Origin of the sequence: Paraburkholderia sp. RL17-373-BIF-A, from assembly GCF_046030175.1 — a bacterium.
Taxonomy (GTDB): Bacteria; Pseudomonadota; Gammaproteobacteria; order Burkholderiales; family Burkholderiaceae; genus Paraburkholderia.
In genome coordinates this window covers 69,539-86,605 of record NZ_JARESO010000005.1, presented here as the reverse complement: position 1 = coordinate 86,605, position 17,067 = coordinate 69,539, and the positions used below count along the sequence as shown (strand labels likewise).

The window sequence follows — 17,067 nt, the reverse complement described above, 5'->3', positions numbered from 1 at the left end:
GCGGTTGAACACCGCAGCCGGCAACAGCTTTTGAGCCACGCGGCCGAGGCCGCGTTTTACTACGTACCGCGACTACGTGTTGCGCTCAGTTGCGCGAAATCACGCTTCAGGCCAGGCCGCGCAGGCTCACGCGAACAGCGCTGTGTAGTCGTCCGCCGAAAAGCCGAGCGACTTGACGCGCCCGTTGACCACCAGCACAGGCCGCTTGATTACCGACGGCTTGTGGATCATCAACGCGATCGCGCCCGACTGCGTGTCCGCGGCCGCCTTCATGTCGTCGGACAGGGCGCGCCACGTGGTGCCGCGCCGGTTCAGCAAGGCGTCGAGCTTCACGTCTTTCAGCCAGTCCTGCACGAGCGGTTCGGTCACGCCGTGTTTCTTGAAGTCGTGGAACTCGAACTCGACGCCGTGCTCTTCAAGCCACACGCGGGCTTTCTTCACGGTATCGCAGTTCGGGATGCCGTAGACGACGGTTTTCGTGCCGCGCGCCATCAGTCGCCTCGCAGCAGCTCGTTCAAGCCGACCTTCGCGCGCGTCTTGGCGTCGACCTTCTTGACGATCACGGCGCAGTAGAGGCTGTGCGAGCCGTCTTTCGACGGCAGGTTGCCCGCCACCACCACCGAGCCCGCCGGAATGCGGCCATACGTGACTTCGCCGGTTTCGCGGTCGTAAATCTTGGTGCTCTGGCCGAGGTACACGCCCATCGAGATCACCGAGTTTTCTTCGACGATCACGCCTTCCACCACTTCCGAACGCGCTCCGATAAAGCAGTTGTCTTCGATGATCACCGGGTTCGCCTGCAGCGGCTCGAGCACGCCGCCGATGCCCACGCCACCCGACAGGTGCACGTTCTTGCCGATCTGCGCGCACGAACCGACGGTGGCCCACGTGTCGACCATCGTGCCTTCGTCCACGTACGCGCCGATGTTCGTGTACGACGGCATCAGCACGACGTTCTTCGCGATGAACGAGCCGCGGCGCGCGATCGCGGGCGGCACCACGCGGAAGCCGCCGGCGGCGAAGTCTTCAGCGGTGTAGTTGGCGAACTTCGACGGCACCTTGTCGTAGAACTGCGAGTAGCCACCGGCCGGCATCGGCGCGTTGTCTTCCAGGCGGAACGACAGCAGCACGGCTTTCTTCAGCCACTGATTGACGACCCAGTCGCCGTCCTTCTTTTCCGCGACGCGCAGCGCGCCCTTGTCCAGTTGCTCGATGGCGTGGGCGACGGCTTCGCGCACGTCGGCCGGAGCGGCCTTCGGCGACAGTTCGGCGCGGTTTTCCCAGGCGGTGTCAATGATCTGCTGAAGTTGTTGCGACATATGCGTGCTTTATCGAAGAGTTGAAGTCTGAAGAAGGGATGCGGTGCGCGGGGTCGCAAAGTGAAAACTCAACCCGCCAGTGCGCGGCAAAAATCGACGATCCGCTGCGCGCCCTGCGTGCATTCGTCGACGTCGGCGACGAGCGCCATGCGCACGAAATTGCGGCCGGGGTTCACACCGTGCGCAGTGCGCGCGAGGAACGAGCCCGGCAGAACCGTCACATTATAGTCGGCGTAGAGGCGCTGGGCGAACTCGGTGTCCGTGAGGCCCGTGCGCGAGACATCCACCCACAGGTAGAACGCGGCGTCCGGCAGGCGCACGTCGAGCACCTCGGCGAGCATCGGCGTCACGGTGGAAAACTTCCGCACGTACTTCGCGCGGTTCTCGCGCACGTGCGTCTCGTCATTCCAGGCCACGATGCTGGCACTCTGGAACACTGTCGACAAGGCCGCGCCGTGGTATGTCCGGTATAGCAGGAAGTCCTTGAGAATCGCCGCATCGCCCGCGACGAAGCCCGAGCGCATGCCCGGCACGTTCGAGCGTTTGGACAGGCTCGACAGCATGACGAGCCGCTCGAAACCGCGGCCGAGCCGGTGGGCCGCTTCCAGGCCGCCGAGCGGCGGGTTGGCTTCGTCGAAATAGATTTCGGAGTAGCACTCGTCCGAGGCGATCACGAAGCCGTAGCGGTCCGACAGCGCGAACAGTTCGCGCCAGTCGTCGAGCGTGAGCACCGCACCGGTCGGATTGCCGGGCGAGCAGACGTAGAGCAGTTGCGTGCGCGCCCAGATGTCGGCCGGCACCGCCGAGTAGTCGCAGGCGAAGTTGCGCGCCGGGGCGCTATTCACGAAGTACGGCTGCGCGCCGGCCAGAATCGCCGCGCCTTCGTAGATTTGGTAGAACGGGTTCGGACAGAGTACGATCGCAGGCTCGCTGTCAGCATTCTTTTTCGGATCGAGCACGGTCTGGGCGAGCGCGAACAGCGCCTCGCGCGAACCCGACACCGGCAGCACCTGGGTGGCCGGATCGACCGGCGGCAGGTTGTAGCGCCGCGTGACCCACTTTGCGATCGACTCGCGCAGCGCCGGCGACCCGATCGTGGCCGGATACGAGGACAAACCGCCGAGCGAGGCCACCACCGCGTCGCGGATCAGCGCGGGCGTAGGGTGTTTCGGCTCGCCGATGCCGAAGCTGATATGCGCGAGGCCGGCGGTCGGCGTGAGCTCCGCGAAAAGCGCGCGCAGCTTTTCGAACGGGTAGGGCTGAAGGGAGTCGAGTAGCGGATTCACTGGGCGGATCGAGCCTGATCGAAGAGGGGCACAGACGGATGCGGAAAGAAGCGGGGCACGCGCGCCGGCGGTCAAGCGCACAAGGTGCGCGAAACACACGGCAGAGCGGCAAGCGGATGATTATAGCGTGGTGCGCATGGCGTGGCGGGCGTAGCCTCGCGCAGCCGTTCACGGGCAGATTTGGCGCCGGCGGCACGCACAGGCGATTCACGGCCGCGCCGTAAAAGGTAAGTTGAACGGTTAAGCAGTTGAACAGGTAAGAGGACATCGCGCCGTTGAGCAACGGCGCAACCCGCCAGGCGGCGCAGGCAATGCGCTGCAGCGGGAACGACGCGAACCGCCGACGGTTCGCGCAAAAAAGAAGCAGGAGCAGCAATGTACGCAGCAGTCTTGGAGACAACCGGACACAACAGGCGCAGGAGCGCCGCGGTCCTCGGTCGGAACGCCCGCAGCGCCTTTGCGAGTAGAGCGGCAGTGCGCGGCCGGAACACCACTAGCGCCTATGCAAGGAAAGTCGCGGTCGTCGGCCTGAAGGCCACCAGCGCCTGCGCAAAGAGCACCGCGGTCCGCGACAGAAACGCCCCAAAAACCTCCGCAAGGAGCCCCGCACCATGACCAACTGGCTTCGCAACGGTTGGCCGACGCTCGCGATCATGCTGGGCGCGTCGGTGTGGGGCGTGATTTGGTATCCATTGCGCATGCTGGCGGCGCTCGGTGTGACGGGCACCGCAGCCAGCGCGCTGACGAGCGGCGCCGGCTGCCTGTTCGTGCTGCTGGTGCGCTATCGCGCGCTCAAGACCGTGCGCTGGCACTGGCTGCTGCCGGCTCTCGCGCTGGCGGCGGGCATCACCAACCTCGGCTTCGTGTGGGGCTCGATTCACGGCCAGGTGATGCGCGTGCTGCTGCTGTTCTATCTCACCCCCGCGTGGACCGCGCTCTTCGCGCACTTCATCCTGCACGAACGGCTGACTTGGGCTGGCGCGGGTCTGGCAGCATTGTCGCTGGCCGGCGCGATGACCATGCTGTGGTCGCCGCAACTAGGCATTCCCGTGCCCGGCAATCTCGCCGAATGGGCAGGCCTTGCGGGCGGCATGGGCTTCGCCATGAGCAACGTGCTGATTCTCAAGACGAGCCGCGTGTTGCCGGACATGAAGCCGGAAATGCGCACCGCGACGATCTTTGGCGGCGCGGCGCTGTTCAGTGCCTGTGCCTCGCTGTTCGAGGCGATGCCCACGCCGCCCACCGGCGCGCATCTCGGCACGGCCGCCTGGCTGGTGCTCGGCCTCGGGTTTCTGCTGGCGTCGAACAATATGCTGGTGCAGTACGGCCTCGCGCGCGTGCCGGCCAACCGGGCGTCGATCATCATGCTGTTCGAGATCGTGGTCACGGCGCTGTCCGCGTGGCTCTTCGCCGGCGAGACGCCCGGTCCGCGCGAATGGGCGGGCGGCGTGTGCATCGTGCTGGCTTCGGCGCTGTCGAGTTGGGTGCATCGGACCAAGACCATGCCGCCCGATCCGGCCATTCAGGAGGAGAGTCTCGCTGACGGACGCGATGCCGGACTCGACGACCGTAAGGACGGCAAAAACCGCTCACGCGCGATGGTATGATTGCCCCTCATTAGCCGGCACATGCCTCACCGCGTGAAGCCGGCATCCGAGGCCCGAGGGTTCGCGGGCCGTATCGCTCTGTTGGCGAACGGCTGGCGCGGCCTTCACGAGCCACTTATTTTTTCCCTTTTCAAACAGCGAAATCGCCGTGCGTCTGACCTCGATCAAACTCGCTGGCTTCAAGTCATTCGTCGATCCTACGCATTTCCAGGTCCCGGGCCAGCTAGTCGGCGTGGTCGGACCGAATGGGTGCGGCAAGTCCAACATCATCGACGCCGTGCGCTGGGTGCTCGGCGAATCGCGCGCCTCCGAGCTGCGCGGCGAGTCGATGCAGGACGTGATCTTCAATGGCTCGACCGCGCGGAAGCCCGGTAGCCGCGCCAGCGTCGAACTGGTGTTCGACAACGCCGACGGCCGTGCCGCCGGGCAGTGGGGGCAGTATGCCGAAATCGCCGTGAAGCGCGTGCTCACGCGTGACGGCACCTCGAGCTACTACATCAACAATCTGCCGGCGCGCCGCCGCGACATTCAGGACATCTTCCTCGGCACCGGCCTCGGGCCGCGTGCTTACGCGATCATCGGGCAGGGCATGATCGCGCGCCTGATCGAGGCGAAGCCGGAAGAGTTACGCGTGTTCCTCGAAGAAGCCGCGGGCGTGTCGAAGTACAAGGAACGCCGCCGCGAAACCGAGAACCGTCTGCACGACACGCGCGAAAATCTGACGCGGGTCGAGGACATCGTCCGAGAACTGGGCGCGAACCTCGAGAAGCTGGAAGCGCAGGCCGTGGTCGCCACGCGCTACAAAGAACTGCAGGCCGACGGCGAAGAGAAGCAGCGTCTTCTGTGGCTGTTGCGCAAGAACGAAGCCGGCGGCGAGCAGGAACGCCAGCAACGCGCGATCGAGCAGGCCCAGATCGACCTCGAAGCGCACACCGCGAAGCTGCGCGAAGTCGAAGCGCAACTCGAAACGCTGCGCGTCGCGCATTACTCCGCCAGCGACGCGATGCAGGGAGCGCAAGGCGCGCTCTACGAGGCGAATTCGGAAGTCAGCCGGCTCGAAGCCGAGATCAAGTTCATCGTCGAATCGCGCAATCGCGTGCAGGCGCAGATCGCCGCGCTGAACGCGCAGCGTGAGCAATGGCAGTCGCAGGCGCAAAAAGCGCAAGACGATCTCGCGGACGCCGAGGAACAACTGGCCGTCGCCGAGGAAAAAGCCGCGCTCGCCGAAGACGAAGCCGCCGCCAAGCACGACGCGATGCCCGCGCTCGAAGCGCGCTGGCGCGATGCGCAAACGGAGTTGAACGCCGAGCGCGGCGGGATCGCGCAGACCGAACAGGCGCTCAAGCTCGAAGCCGCGCATCAGCGCAATGCCGATCAGCAATTGCAGCAACTGCAGGCGCGTCACGAGCGCTTGAAGTCGGAAGCGGGCGGTCTCGACGCCCCCGACGAAGCGCAGCTCGAAGACCTGCGCATGCAGCTCGCCGAGCACGAGGAAATCCTGCACGACGCGCAAACGCGTTTGGCTGACGCGCAGGAAACGCTGCCGCGGCTCGACGGCGAACGCCGCGCCGCGCAGGAGCGCGTGCAAACGGAAAGCGCCCAGATTCACCAGCTCGACGCGCGCCTTGCCGCGCTCAAGCAGTTGCAGGAAAACGTCCAGACCGAAGGCAAGATCCAGCCGTGGCTCGAGAAGCACGAATTGGGCGGCCTGCCGCGTCTGTGGAAGAAGCTGCATGTCGAAGCCGGTTGGGAAGCCGCGATCGAGGCCGTGTTGCGCGAACGGCTCGCCGCGCTGGAAGTGTCGAACCTCGACTGGGTCAAGGCGTTCGCGACCGATGCGCCGCCCGCCAAGCTCGCCTTTTATGCGCCGCCGGTAGCCGGCCAGCCGGCTGCGACGCCGCCTGCATTGCGGCCGCTGCTGTCGCTGGTGCGAATCGACGACGCGGGCATCCGCGCGGTTCTGAACGACTGGCTCGGCCTCTCGTTCGTCGCCGACGATCTGCAGCAGGCGCTCGCCATGCGCTCGCAGTTGCCGGAAGGCGGCTCGTTCGTCGTCAAGGCGGGGCATGTGGTGACGCGCGTCGGCGTGCAACTGTATGCCGCCGACTCCGAGCAGGCCGGCATGCTGGCCCGTCAGCAGGAAATCGAAAATCTGGCGCGTCAGGTTCGTGCGCAAGCCTTGCTCGCCGACGAAGCGAAGGCCGCCGCGATCCGCGCCGAAGCCGCTCACACGCAAGCCGCCCATGCGCTGACCGATGTGCGTCAGCAGGCGGAGCGCGCCACGCAGCGCGTGCATGCCTTGCAAATGGACGTGCTCAAGCTCACCCAGGCGCATGAGCGTTACACCCAGCGCAGCACGCAGATTCGCGAGGAACTCGAAGAGATCACCGCGCAGATCGAAGAGCAGCGTGCCATGCGGGCGGAGTCGGAAGCGAACTTCGAGCGTCATGATGGTGAGCTCGCCGAATTGCAGGCGCGTTTCGAAGATCATCAACTGGCCTTCGAAGCACTCGACGAACAACTCACCGCCGCTCGCGGCCAGGCGCGCGATCTCGACCGCGCCGCCACCGACGCGCGCTTTGCCGCGCGCAACATGGCGAACCGCATCGACGAACTGAAGCGCAGCATTCAGGTCGCGCACGAACAGAGCGAGCGCGTCGCGGCGTCGCTGGAAGATGCGCGCGCCGAGCTGGAAACCATCAACGAGCAGACCGCGCACACCGGCCTGCAAGACGCGCTGGATATTCGCGCCGTCAAGGAAGAAGCGCTGCACGCCGCGCGCCTCGAACTGGACGATTTGACCGCCAAGCTGCGTGCCGCCGACGAGACGCGTCTCATGGCCGAACGCGCGCTGCAACCTTTGCGCGACCGCATCAACGAATTGCAGTTGAAGGAACAGGCGGCGCGTTTGAACGGCGAGCAGTTCATCGAGCAACTGGCCGCGGCGGGTGTCGACGAGGCCGAGTTGCAGGCCAAGCTCACGCCGGACATGAAGCCGTCGTACCTGCAGGGCGAAGTCACGCGCATCAACAACGCCATCACGGCGCTCGGCCCGGTCAACATGGCCGCGCTCGACGAGTTGAAGGCGGCGACCGAGCGCAAGTCGTTCCTCGATGCGCAATCGACCGATCTGAACAGCGCAATCGAAACGCTCGAAGACGCGATCCGCAAGATCGACGCGGAAACGCGCACGCTCCTGCAAGGCACCTTCGACCAGGTGAACCAGCATTTCGGCGAACTGTTCCCGCGCCTATTCGGCGGCGGGCAAGCGAAGCTGATCATGACCGGCGACGAAATTCTCGACGCCGGCGTGCAGGTGATGGCGCAGCCGCCGGGCAAGAAGAATTCGACGATCCACCTGCTGTCGGGCGGCGAAAAAGCGCTGACCGCGACCGCGCTGGTGTTCGCGATGTTCCAGTTGAATCCCGCGCCGTTCTGTCTGCTGGACGAAGTGGACGCGCCGCTCGACGACGCCAACACGGAACGTTTCGCGAACCTCGTGCGGGCGATGTCGGACAAAACCCAGTTCCTGTTCATCTCGCACAACAAGATCGCGATGGAAATGGCGCAGCAGTTGATCGGCGTGACCATGCAGGAGCAGGGCGTGTCGCGGATCGTTGCTGTCGACATGGAAACGGCTGCCGGTTTCGCCCAGAATATCGTTTAAACCAAGCCTTCGCGGGTGTCCGCGTTCAGCGCAGCGGCCGGTGGCCGCGCGATACGTGGAGCGGGCAGAGAGCCGCGCAGATAAAAGAATTGCTGATGGAGCATGCATGGACGAGTTGACACTCGGTTTGATCGGCGCGGGTGCCGTGGTGGTCGGAGGCGTGGTCGTGTACAACGCGTGGCAGAGCGCGAAGGTGCGCCGCAAGATGCCGCGGCCGATGCCGGCCGATACTGCCGAAAACCTCGCGCGGGACGATCAGGAGGAGCAGAGCCCGTTCATCGAACCGGCCCGGCCGACCACGCGCCGCGAGCCGGTGGTGGGCGCCGAAGCGGCGGAGCAAACCGCGGCGGCGCGCGTCGAACCGACGTTCGGCGGCCAGGCGGCCGGAACGGCGCCACTCGACACGCCGGCCGATATCCAGGCCGAGACGACCACGCCGAACGGCTATCCGGAAGCCGAGGGCGTGGCTGAAGCCGAAAGTGGCGAGACCGCCGGGGCCGGTAAGGCGGCGCAAGCCGCCCGCCAGGCCGGCGAGCCGGTCGAACCGATTCTGCCCGCTGCCACGACGATTTCGTCGGCGCCGCCGGCTATCGTCGATCGCCGCATCGACTGTATCGTGCCGATCCGTTTGAACGGGCCGGTCGCGGGCGACAAGGTGATTCCGCTTGCGCAGCGCCTGCGCCGCGCGGGTAGCAAGCCGGTGCATATCGAGGGCAAGCTCGAAGGCGGCGCGTGGGAGTTGCTGCAAAACGGCGCGCGCTATGAAGAGCTGCGCGCGGCCGCGCAACTGGCCAATCGCAGTGGCGCCCTTAACGAGCTGGAGTTTTCCGAGTTCGTGACCGGCGTGCAGCAGTTTGCCGACGCGCTGGATGCATCGCCGGAATTCCCCGACATGCTCGAAACGGTTGCGATGGCGCGCGAGCTCGACGGTTTCGCCGCACAGTGCGACGCGCAGTTGTCGATCAACGTGCTCTCCGACGGCGCGCCGTGGTCCGCCAATTACGTGCAGGCGGTCGCATCGCAAGACGGCCTGCTGCTGTCGCGCGACGGCACGCGTTTCGTCAAGCTCGACGCGAAGCAGAGCCCGGTGTTCATGCTGCAGTTCGGCGACACCAACTTCCTGCGCGACGACCTGACCTACAAGGGCGGCCAGATGATCACGCTGGTGCTCGACGTGCCGGTGGCCGACGAAGACATTCTGCCGTTCCGCCTGATGTGCGACTACGCGAAATCGTTGGCCGAGCGCATCGGCGGGCGGGTGGTCGACGACGGCCGCCGTCCGTTGCCGGAAACCGCCTTGCTCGCTATCGAAAAGCAGTTGATGACGCTCTACGCGAAGCTCGAACAGGCGGGCATCCCGGCCGGCTCGCCGGCCACGCGGCGTTTGTTCAGCCAGTAAATTTTTTACGTTTTACCGGTGTCTCCAACGGCCGCACGATGTGCGGCCGTTGTCGTTTCAGGCAGCGCCTTGATGCGAGCCGGTCGACCGGACGCGCAACGCGTCGAAACTGGCCATTCGGCCGATGTAAAGGGGCACGCTTCCTGCGATAATCCAATGTCTGAACTTCACTGACGAACCTTCCGACAGCATGGCCCGAACCTCCGCCTCACATCCCGCAACCAACGCCCCGGCAGAGCGTGCCGCGTGGCTGCGCGCGGAACTCGAACGCGCCAACTACGCGTACTACGTGCTCGACCAGCCGGACCTGCCTGACGCGGAATACGACAAGCTGTTCAAAGAGTTGGAGAGTATCGAGACGGAGCATCCGGACCTGATCGTGCCGGATTCGCCCACCCAGCGCGTGGGCGGCGAGGCGGCGAGCGGCTTCGAGCCGGTCGTGCACGACCAGCCCATGCTGTCGCTGAACAACGGTTTCGCCGATGAAGACATCGTCGCGTTCGACAAGCGCGTCGGCGACGCGCTCGGCAAGAACGCAAGCGAGCCGCCGGTGCCGGTCGACTACGCGGCCGAGCTGAAATTCGATGGCCTCGCCATCTCGCTGCGTTACGTCGACGGCGCGTTCGTGCAAGCCTCCACGCGCGGCGATGGCACGACCGGCGAGAACGTCACCGAAAACGTCCGCACGATCCGCTCCATTCCACTCAAGCTCAAGGGCAAACGCGTCCCGCACGTGCTCGACGTGCGCGGCGAAGTGCTGATGTTCAAGCGCGATTTCGAGCGTCTGAACGAACGCCAGCGGGCCGCGGAACAGCGCGAATTCGCCAATCCGCGCAACGCCGCGGCGGGCAGTTTGCGGCAGCTCGATTCGAAGATCACCGCGCACCGGCCGCTGTCGTTTTTCGCTTACGGAATCGGCGTGCTCGAAGGCATGGAGATGCCGGCCACGCACAGCGAACTGCTCGACTGGTACAAGGAACTCGGCTTGCCGGTGAACGGCGAACGGGCGGTGGTGCAGGGCGCGCAGGGTTTGCTGGGCTTCTTTCACAGCGTTGGCGAAAAGCGCGAGAACCTGCCGTACGACATCGACGGCGTGGTCTACAAGGTCAACCGGCGCGATGAGCAGGACGCGCTCGGCTTCGTGTCGCGCGCTCCGCGCTTTGCGCTGGCGCATAAATTCCCGGCGCAGGAAGCGTTGACCAAACTGGTCGCGATCGACGTGCAGGTCGGCCGGACCGGCGCGATTACGCCGGTGGCGCGGCTGGAGCCGGTGTTCGTCGGCGGCGCGACGGTCACGAACGCCACGCTGCACAACGAAGACGAAGTGCGCCGCAAGGATATCCGCATCGGCGACACGGTGATCGTGCGGCGCGCCGGCGACGTGATTCCCGAAGTGGTGAGCGCGCTGCTCGACCGGCGTCCTTCCGACGCCCGCGAATTCGTGATGCCGACGCAATGTCCCGTGTGCGGCTCGAGTATCGAGCGGCTGCCGGACGAGGCGATCGCTCGTTGTACCGGTGGGCTGTTCTGTCCCGCGCAGCGCAAACAGGCGCTATGGCATTTCGCACAGCGGCGCGCGCTGGACATCGATGGTCTCGGCGAAAAGATCATCGACCAACTGGTCGAGCAGAATCTGGTGCGCACGCCTGCCGATCTGTTCAACCTCGGTTTTGCGACGCTCGCCGAACTCGATCGCTTTGCCGAAAAGTCCGCGCAGAATCTGCTCGACTCGCTCGAGAAGGGCAAGCACACCACGTTGGCGCGCTTCATCTACGCGCTCGGCATTCGGCATGTGGGCGAATCGACGGCGAAGGATCTGGCCAAGCACTTCGGCTCGCTGGATCCGATCATGGACGCTTCGGTCGAAGCCTTGCTGGAGGTCAACGACGTGGGGCCGGTGGTCGCCGAGTCGATTCATCAGTTCTTCGCCGAGGAACACAACCGCACGGTGATCGAGCAGTTGCGCGCGCCGGGCAAGGTCACGTGGCCGGAAGGGCCGCCCGCGCCCAGAGCGCCGCAAGGCGTGCTGGCCGGCAAGACGGTCGTGCTGACCGGCACCTTGCCGAGCCTCGCGCGCGAAGAGGCGAAGGAAATGCTGGAAGCGGCCGGCGCGAAAGTGGCCGGCTCCGTATCGAAGAAAACCGACTATGTGGTGGCGGGAGCCGACGCGGGCAGCAAGTTGGCGAAGGCTGAGGAACTCGGCGTCCCCGTACTCGACGAAGATGGTATGCGTAAGCTCCTGGAGGGGCAGTTATGATCCGCGAAATTCTCAAGATGGGCGACCCGCGCCTTTTGCGCATTGCCGATCCGGTCGATCACTTCGACACGCCCGAGTTGCATGAACTCGTCAAAGACATGTTCGAGACCATGCACGACGCAAACGGCGCGGGCCTCGCCGCGCCGCAGATCGGCGTCAATCTGCAGGTGGTGATCTTCGGCTTCGGGCACAACGAGCGCTATCCGGACGCGCCGCCGGTGCCGGAAACGGTGCTGATCAACCCGACCATCACGCCGGTCTCGCTGGACATGGAAGAGGGCTGGGAGGGGTGCCTCTCGGTGCCGGGTCTGCGCGGCGCGGTGAGCCGGTTTTCGATGATCAAGTATCACGGCTTCGATCAATACGGCAAGCCGATCGACCGCGTCGCAGAGGGCTTTCACGCGCGCGTCGTGCAGCATGAGTGCGATCACCTGATCGGCAAGCTGTATCCGATGCGGATCAACGATTTCGCGAAGTTCGGCTTCACCGAAGTGTTGTTTCCGGATATGGATCCGAATAGCGACGATTGAGGCGGCTTGCGCTGCTTCGGTTGCCGCGCTTTTGCAGCTTCGGCTTGGTGTAGGAATCAAAAAACCCACGCAAATGCGTGGGTTTTTTGTTGGAAGCGCCAGAGCGCCTTCAGACGCCCGGCTTCAGAACGACTCGTCCGGCGCCAGATAACGCCATTGGCCCGGCGGCAGCGCGCCCAGCATCACACTGCCCATGCGTACGCGCTTCAGGCCGATCACTTCGAGGCCGACCAGTTCGCACATGCGGCGAATCTGCCGCTTCTTGCCTTCGCGCAGCACGAAACGCAACTGCTCGCCGTTCTGCCAGCTTACTTGGGCGGGCTTCAGCGGCACGTCGTCGAGCGACAGGCCGTGGCGCAGCAGCGCGAGACTTTCCGGCGGGAAGTGGCTTTCGACGTCGGTGGTGTGCTCACCAAACGCCACGCGCACCAGATACTCCTTGTCGATCTCGGAATGGCCGCCGATCAGCTGCTTGGCGATGCGGCCGTCTTGCGTCAGCACCAGCAAGCCCGTCGAATCGATATCCAGACGGCCGGCCGGCGCAAGCTGGCGCAAATGCGACACGGAGAAGCGGATGTCCGAGCGATCGCCTTCCCAGCGATTCGCCGGCGTGACCAGCGTGATGGCCGGCTGATAGCCGTCTTCCGCCTGACCCGAGACGAAACCCACCGTCTTGTGGATCAGCACCGTCACCTGGCTCGCTTGCGCGGCTTCGGCGGCGGGGTCGATTTCGATGCGCTGGTCCGGACGAACCTTCGTGCCGAGCGTGTCGATGCGCTCGCCGTCCACCAGCACCCAGCCTTTTTCGATCCACTCGTCGGCTTCGCGGCGCGAGCACAGGCCGAGTTCGGACATCAGCTTGGACAGGCGCAGCGTGCCTGGCGCGTCTTCGTAGTCGCGACGCGGCGTGCGCGGAGCGGCATCGGTTTCGCTGCCGCGTTCGGCTCGGGCCGGGCCGCGCGGTTTGTCGGCGCGCGCGGGGCGCTCGTCGCCGAAGCGACGGCCGGCGGCCGGCAGCGTCTTGTCGAAGCTGCGGGCCGGGCGTTCGCCACGGTCGGTGCGCTCGGTGCGCTCAGCGCCGCGGGCCGGACGGTCGCCGAATTCGTGTTTGGCCGGGGCGCGTTCGCCGCGGTCGTCGCGCGGAGCGCGTGCCGGACGGTCTGCCCGGCCGCGGTCGCCGTAGCCGGTTTTGATGGGTTTCGCGAAGCTGCGTTCGCCACGTTCGGACGCACCGCGCTCGCCTTCGAAACGGCGCGGCGCGCTGTCGCTGCGCGGCCCACGCTCGCCGGCGCGGCGCTCTTGCGGAGCGCCACGGTCGCTGCCGAAGCGCGGTCGATCAGATGCGTCGCGTTCACGGCGCTCCGGTCGCTCGCCACGCGGACCGCCTTCCGACGGACGGCTTGCGCCTGGACGAGCACCGCTGAACGGACGGCGTTCGCCGTCGTCGCGGCGCGGGGCGCGATCACCAAAGCTGCGCGGAGCGCGTTCGCTGCGATCCGTGCTGCCTTCGAAACGGCGGGGCGCACCTTCCGTTCGGGCACCGGCTTCACGATGCGGCGCGCGGTCACCGCGGTCGGCACCGCCTTCAAAGCGACGCGGCGCACGTTCACCTCGATCGGCCGCACCTTCAAACCGGCGTGGCGCGCGATCGGCGCGGTCACCACCGCCCTCGAACCGACGAGGAGCCCGTTCGCCGCGCTCACCGCCACCTTCGAAGCGGCGCGGAGCCCGTTCAACGCGATCGCCTGCGCCTTCAAAACGGCGCGGCGCGCTACCCGTACGGTCCGCACTTCCCTCAAAACGACGCGGCGCGCCTTGGCTACGCTCGCCGTCAGCCTTACGCGGCGCGCGTTCGCTACGATCCGCGCCACCTTCAAATCGACGCGGTGCGCGTTCTCCAGCGTCCCGACGCGGGGCGCGGTCGCCACTGCCTTCAAACCGGCGCGGACCCCGTTCACCCTCGGCCTTACGCGGCGCGCGTTCGCTACGATCACCACCACCTTCAAATCGACGCGGCGTGCGCTCACCGTCATCCCGACGCGGCGCACGATCACCGCCACCTTCAAAGCGGCGCGGCGCACCACCCGCGCCCTCGCGACGCGGCGGCCGATCGGACGCCGCGCGATGCGCGCCGCCAGCGTCCCGCTCGCGCGAAAACGATCCTTCAGCCCTTGCAGGACGCGCAGTACGTGCGCCAGAACCAGCCGGTTTGCCGGCGCCAGCCGGTCGCTTGCCGCCGCCCGCCGCGCCAGCGCCTTCACCCCGCGCCCCGCTCGATCCCGGCGTCGCCGGCCTGGGGCCCGCCGGGCGCGTCGGCTTACGCGCCGACGTGCTGCCGGTACGGACAGGGGCGCGTTCGGACGAAGCCGGCCGCGGGTGCTTGGCTGTTAATTTGACTCGCATGAAATCTCACACTGCGATCGCGCGCAGCAGTTCGGTCTCGACCTGAATTTGCAGGCGGTTGTCCGACAGACCGTGTCCATCCAGCAGGAACACGTCTTCGACGCGTTCGCCGAGCGTATTGATCCGCGCCGAAGCGACGCCGACCCGATGCTCGGCCAGCACACGCGCGATCGAATAAAGAAGGCCTGGCCGGTCGTTCGCCGACACGGACAGGATGTAATATTGGCCGCGCTCGTCGGCCCGAAGATCGACGCGCGGGGTAACAGGGAAGGTCCGCGACAGCCGCGACAAACGGCCTTTCGACGGTCCCGGAAGCAGGGTGCCGTCACCAGTGAGGCGGGCGGTCAGTTCCTGTTCGACCAGATTGGCAATATCGCGATAATGCACGTCTTCTTCGGTATGCGCGACGAGGAAATTATCGAGCGCGTACCCGTGACGGGTCGTGCTGACCCGCGCATCGAGCACCGACAGGCCATTGCGGTCGAAATACGCGCAAATGCCGGCGAACAGATCCGGCTGATCCTTCACGTACACCAGCACCTGAAGCGCCTCGCCGATCGGCGACGGACGGGCCCGCACGATCGGCGTCGGCGTTTCCACGTGGCGGTACAAGACACGCGTTTGCCACGCGATATCCGCCGCGTCGTGACGCAGGAAATAGCCGATGTCGAGCTTGTCCCACAGCGCCTTTTGCGCGCCTTCCGGCACGGTTTCGAGGCGCAGCAGCGCAAGCGCTTCTTCCTGACGCGACTTCAGTTCCGAATGCGCATCCGGCCGCGCGCCGCCGAGCACGGCGAGCGTGGCGCGGTACAGGTCTTCCAGCAGCTTGCCTTTCCACGTGTTCCAGACTTTCGGGCTGGTGCCGCGAATGTCGGCCACGGTCAGCAGATAGAGCGCCGTGAGGCGGCGCTCGGTACCGACCAGTTCGGCAAAGCGCTTGATGACTTCCGGGTCGCTCGTGTCCTGCTTTTGCGCGACCTGGCTCATGGTCAGATGTTGCTGGACCAGCCACACCACCAGTTCGCCGTCCTCGCCCGTGATGCCGTGATTGCGGCAGAAGCGCCGCGCGTCGGCCATGCCGAGCGTGGAATGGTCGCCGCCGCGGCCTTTGGCGATATCGTGAAACAGCGCCGCCACGTACAGCACCCACGGCCGGTCGAAGTTGGCGATCAACTGGCTGCAAAACGGATATTCGTGCGCGTGTTCGGCCACCGCGAAGCGGCGCAGATTGCGCAGCACCATGAGGATGTGCTGGTCGACGGTGTAGACGTGATACAGATCGTGCTGCATTTGTCCGACGATGCGCCGGAAGTTCAGCAGATAGCGCCCCAGCACGCTGGTCTGGTTCATCAGACGCAGCGCGTGGGTGATGCCGGCCGGCTCCTTCAGGATGTCCATGAAGAGGCGACCGTTTTCCGGGTCGCGCCGCCAGTGCTGGTCCATCACGTCGCGGGCGTTGTAGATCGCGCGCAGCGTGCGCGCCGACAGGCCTTTCACGCCGGGCGTCTGCTCGTACAGCAGGAAGGCCTCGAGGATCGCGTTCGGCTCGCGCTGGAACACGTCGTCGCTGGCGATTTCCAGCATGCCCTGCTTTTCGACGAAGCGATCCGACAGCACGCGCGTGATGCCGCTCGTGCTGGGGAAGAGCTGCGCTTCGATGTTCTGGATCAGGATCGTGGCGAGCTGCGTGACAGCCTTGGCCGACCAGTAATAGCGGCGCATGAGCTGTTCGCTCGCACGCTTGGTGGCGGTCGGCTTATAGCCGAAGCTCTCGGCCACCGCCGTTTGCAGGTCGAACACCATGATGTCCTGACGACGGCCGGCGATCACGTGCAGCCGGGCGCGCAGCGCTTTCAGGAAACTCTCGTTACGGCGCAGTTCGCGCGCCTCGCGCTCGGTGATCAGGCCGCGCGCCTCGAGTTCGCGCCAGCTGCTGCCGAAACCGGCCGCCTGGGTGATCCACAGGATCAGTTGCAGGTCGCGCAGGCCGCCCGGGCTCTCCTTGATATTGGGTTCGAGCGAGTAGGGCGTGTCCTGGAATTTGGCGTGACGCTGACGCATTTCCAGCACTTTGGCCTGGAAGAAGGCCTTCGGGTCGAGCGCTTCGCGGTAACGCTTCGCGAAGTCGTCGAATAGCGTGGCGCTGCCGGTAATGCGCCGTGCCTCGAGCAGCGAGGTGCGCACGGTGACGTCGTTGGCGGCTTCTTCGAGACATTGCGACACGCTGCGCACGCTGCTGCCGAGCTCCAGCCCCAAATCCCAGGCGAGGCTGATAAAGCGTTCGATGCGCGCTTCGAGATGCTCGATCGGCGCGTCGGGCAGCAGGACCAGAATGTCGATGTCGGAATGCGGCGCCAGTTCGCCGCGCCCGTAGCCGCCTACCGCTACCAGCGCCAGTTCGGGCGGCAACTCACAGGTGTTCCAGGCGGCGCGCAGGGAGTCGTCCGTGGCGCGCGCCAACGACGCCATCAACGCGTCGACGTTGGTGGCCGTCTTGAAGCGTTCCAGGAGTTGGGCTTTGGCCACTTTGTACTCCGCCTTGAGCGACGTGGCAGGGGATTGGGCGACGGCTGGAACACTACTCATTGGCAGGGAGGCG

The 17,067-nt window shown here is 65.8% G+C and carries 10 protein-coding genes; 5 read left to right on the top strand and 5 right to left on the bottom strand.

Annotated elements, in window-relative coordinates:
- Positions 1-126 precede the first annotated feature (126 nt).
- The 3 genes from P0D80_RS07825 to dapC all read right to left on the bottom strand — a co-directional run bounded on the left by P0D80_RS07825 (position 127) and on the right by dapC (position 2,605).
- The gene (locus P0D80_RS07825; protein ID WP_132373917.1) at positions 127-492 is read right to left on the bottom strand and encodes an ArsC family reductase; all 366 of its coding nucleotides are present in this window, start codon (positions 490-492) and stop codon (positions 127-129) included.
- On the bottom strand, positions 492-1,319 hold the full coding sequence (dapD, locus tag P0D80_RS07820; protein ID WP_027213332.1) for a 2,3,4,5-tetrahydropyridine-2,6-dicarboxylate N-succinyltransferase: 828 nt from the start codon (positions 1,317-1,319) through the stop codon (positions 492-494). Before dapD ends, P0D80_RS07825 begins: the two co-directional genes overlap by 1 nt.
- 68 nt (positions 1,320-1,387) lie before the next feature.
- Positions 1,388-2,605: a succinyldiaminopimelate transaminase gene (gene dapC / locus P0D80_RS07815; protein ID WP_408282628.1), complete on the bottom strand. Its 1,218-nt coding sequence runs from the start codon at positions 2,603-2,605 to the stop codon at positions 1,388-1,390.
- Positions 2,606-3,216: 611 nt separating this feature from the next.
- Between dapC and P0D80_RS07810 the strand changes: the two genes are divergently transcribed.
- From P0D80_RS07810 to def, 5 genes are all read left to right on the top strand, one after another.
- On the top strand, positions 3,217-4,212 hold the full coding sequence (locus tag P0D80_RS07810; protein ID WP_408175942.1) for a DMT family transporter: 996 nt from the start codon (positions 3,217-3,219) through the stop codon (positions 4,210-4,212).
- Between the two features lie 148 nt (positions 4,213-4,360).
- Entirely contained in the window at positions 4,361-7,879 is a 3,519-nt protein-coding gene (gene smc, locus P0D80_RS07805) for a chromosome segregation protein SMC (RefSeq protein WP_408282626.1), read from the top strand.
- Positions 7,880-7,985: 106 nt separating this feature from the next.
- Positions 7,986-9,278, top strand: coding sequence for a cell division protein ZipA C-terminal FtsZ-binding domain-containing protein (locus P0D80_RS07800; RefSeq protein WP_408175945.1), 1,293 nt, complete (start codon positions 7,986-7,988; stop codon positions 9,276-9,278).
- A 190-nt stretch (positions 9,279-9,468) separates the two neighbouring features.
- On the top strand, positions 9,469-11,535 hold the full coding sequence (gene ligA, locus P0D80_RS07795; protein ID WP_408175946.1) for an NAD-dependent DNA ligase LigA: 2,067 nt from the start codon (positions 9,469-9,471) through the stop codon (positions 11,533-11,535).
- Positions 11,532-12,065, top strand: coding sequence for a peptide deformylase (gene def / locus P0D80_RS07790; protein ID WP_012433453.1), 534 nt, complete (start codon positions 11,532-11,534; stop codon positions 12,063-12,065). Before ligA ends, def begins: the two co-directional genes overlap by 4 nt.
- 123 nt (positions 12,066-12,188) lie before the next feature.
- On the opposite strand, the gene P0D80_RS07785 is transcribed toward def, so the two are convergent.
- Together P0D80_RS07785 and P0D80_RS07780 are read right to left on the bottom strand one after the other, a co-directional pair.
- Positions 12,189-14,468, bottom strand: a complete 2,280-nt coding sequence (locus P0D80_RS07785) for a pseudouridine synthase (protein ID WP_408282623.1) — start codon at positions 14,466-14,468, stop codon at positions 12,189-12,191.
- Positions 14,469-14,474: 6 nt separating this feature from the next.
- The gene (locus tag P0D80_RS07780; protein WP_132373924.1) at positions 14,475-17,054 is read right to left on the bottom strand and encodes a [protein-PII] uridylyltransferase; all 2,580 of its coding nucleotides are present in this window, start codon (positions 17,052-17,054) and stop codon (positions 14,475-14,477) included.
- Positions 17,055-17,067: the final 13 nt, after the last annotated feature.

What these genes read in the sequence shown, in the direction of transcription:
- P0D80_RS07780 (WP_132373924.1), bottom strand. Translation starts at nt 17,054, where the DNA reads ATGAGTAGTGTTCCAGCCGTCGCCCAATCCCCTGCCACGTCGCTCAAG.
- P0D80_RS07785 (WP_408282623.1), bottom strand. Translation starts at nt 14,468, where the DNA reads ATGCGAGTCAAATTAACAGCCAAGCACCCGCGGCCGGCTTCGTCCGAA.
- P0D80_RS07800 (WP_408175945.1), top strand. Translation starts at nt 7,986, where the DNA reads ATGGACGAGTTGACACTCGGTTTGATCGGCGCGGGTGCCGTGGTGGTC.
- def (WP_012433453.1), top strand. Translation starts at nt 11,532, where the DNA reads ATGATCCGCGAAATTCTCAAGATGGGCGACCCGCGCCTTTTGCGCATT.
- dapD (WP_027213332.1), bottom strand. Translation starts at nt 1,319, where the DNA reads ATGTCGCAACAACTTCAGCAGATCATTGACACCGCCTGGGAAAACCGC.
- ligA (WP_408175946.1), top strand. Translation starts at nt 9,469, where the DNA reads ATGGCCCGAACCTCCGCCTCACATCCCGCAACCAACGCCCCGGCAGAG.
- P0D80_RS07825 (WP_132373917.1), bottom strand. Translation starts at nt 492, where the DNA reads ATGGCGCGCGGCACGAAAACCGTCGTCTACGGCATCCCGAACTGCGAT.
- P0D80_RS07810 (WP_408175942.1), top strand. Translation starts at nt 3,217, where the DNA reads ATGACCAACTGGCTTCGCAACGGTTGGCCGACGCTCGCGATCATGCTG.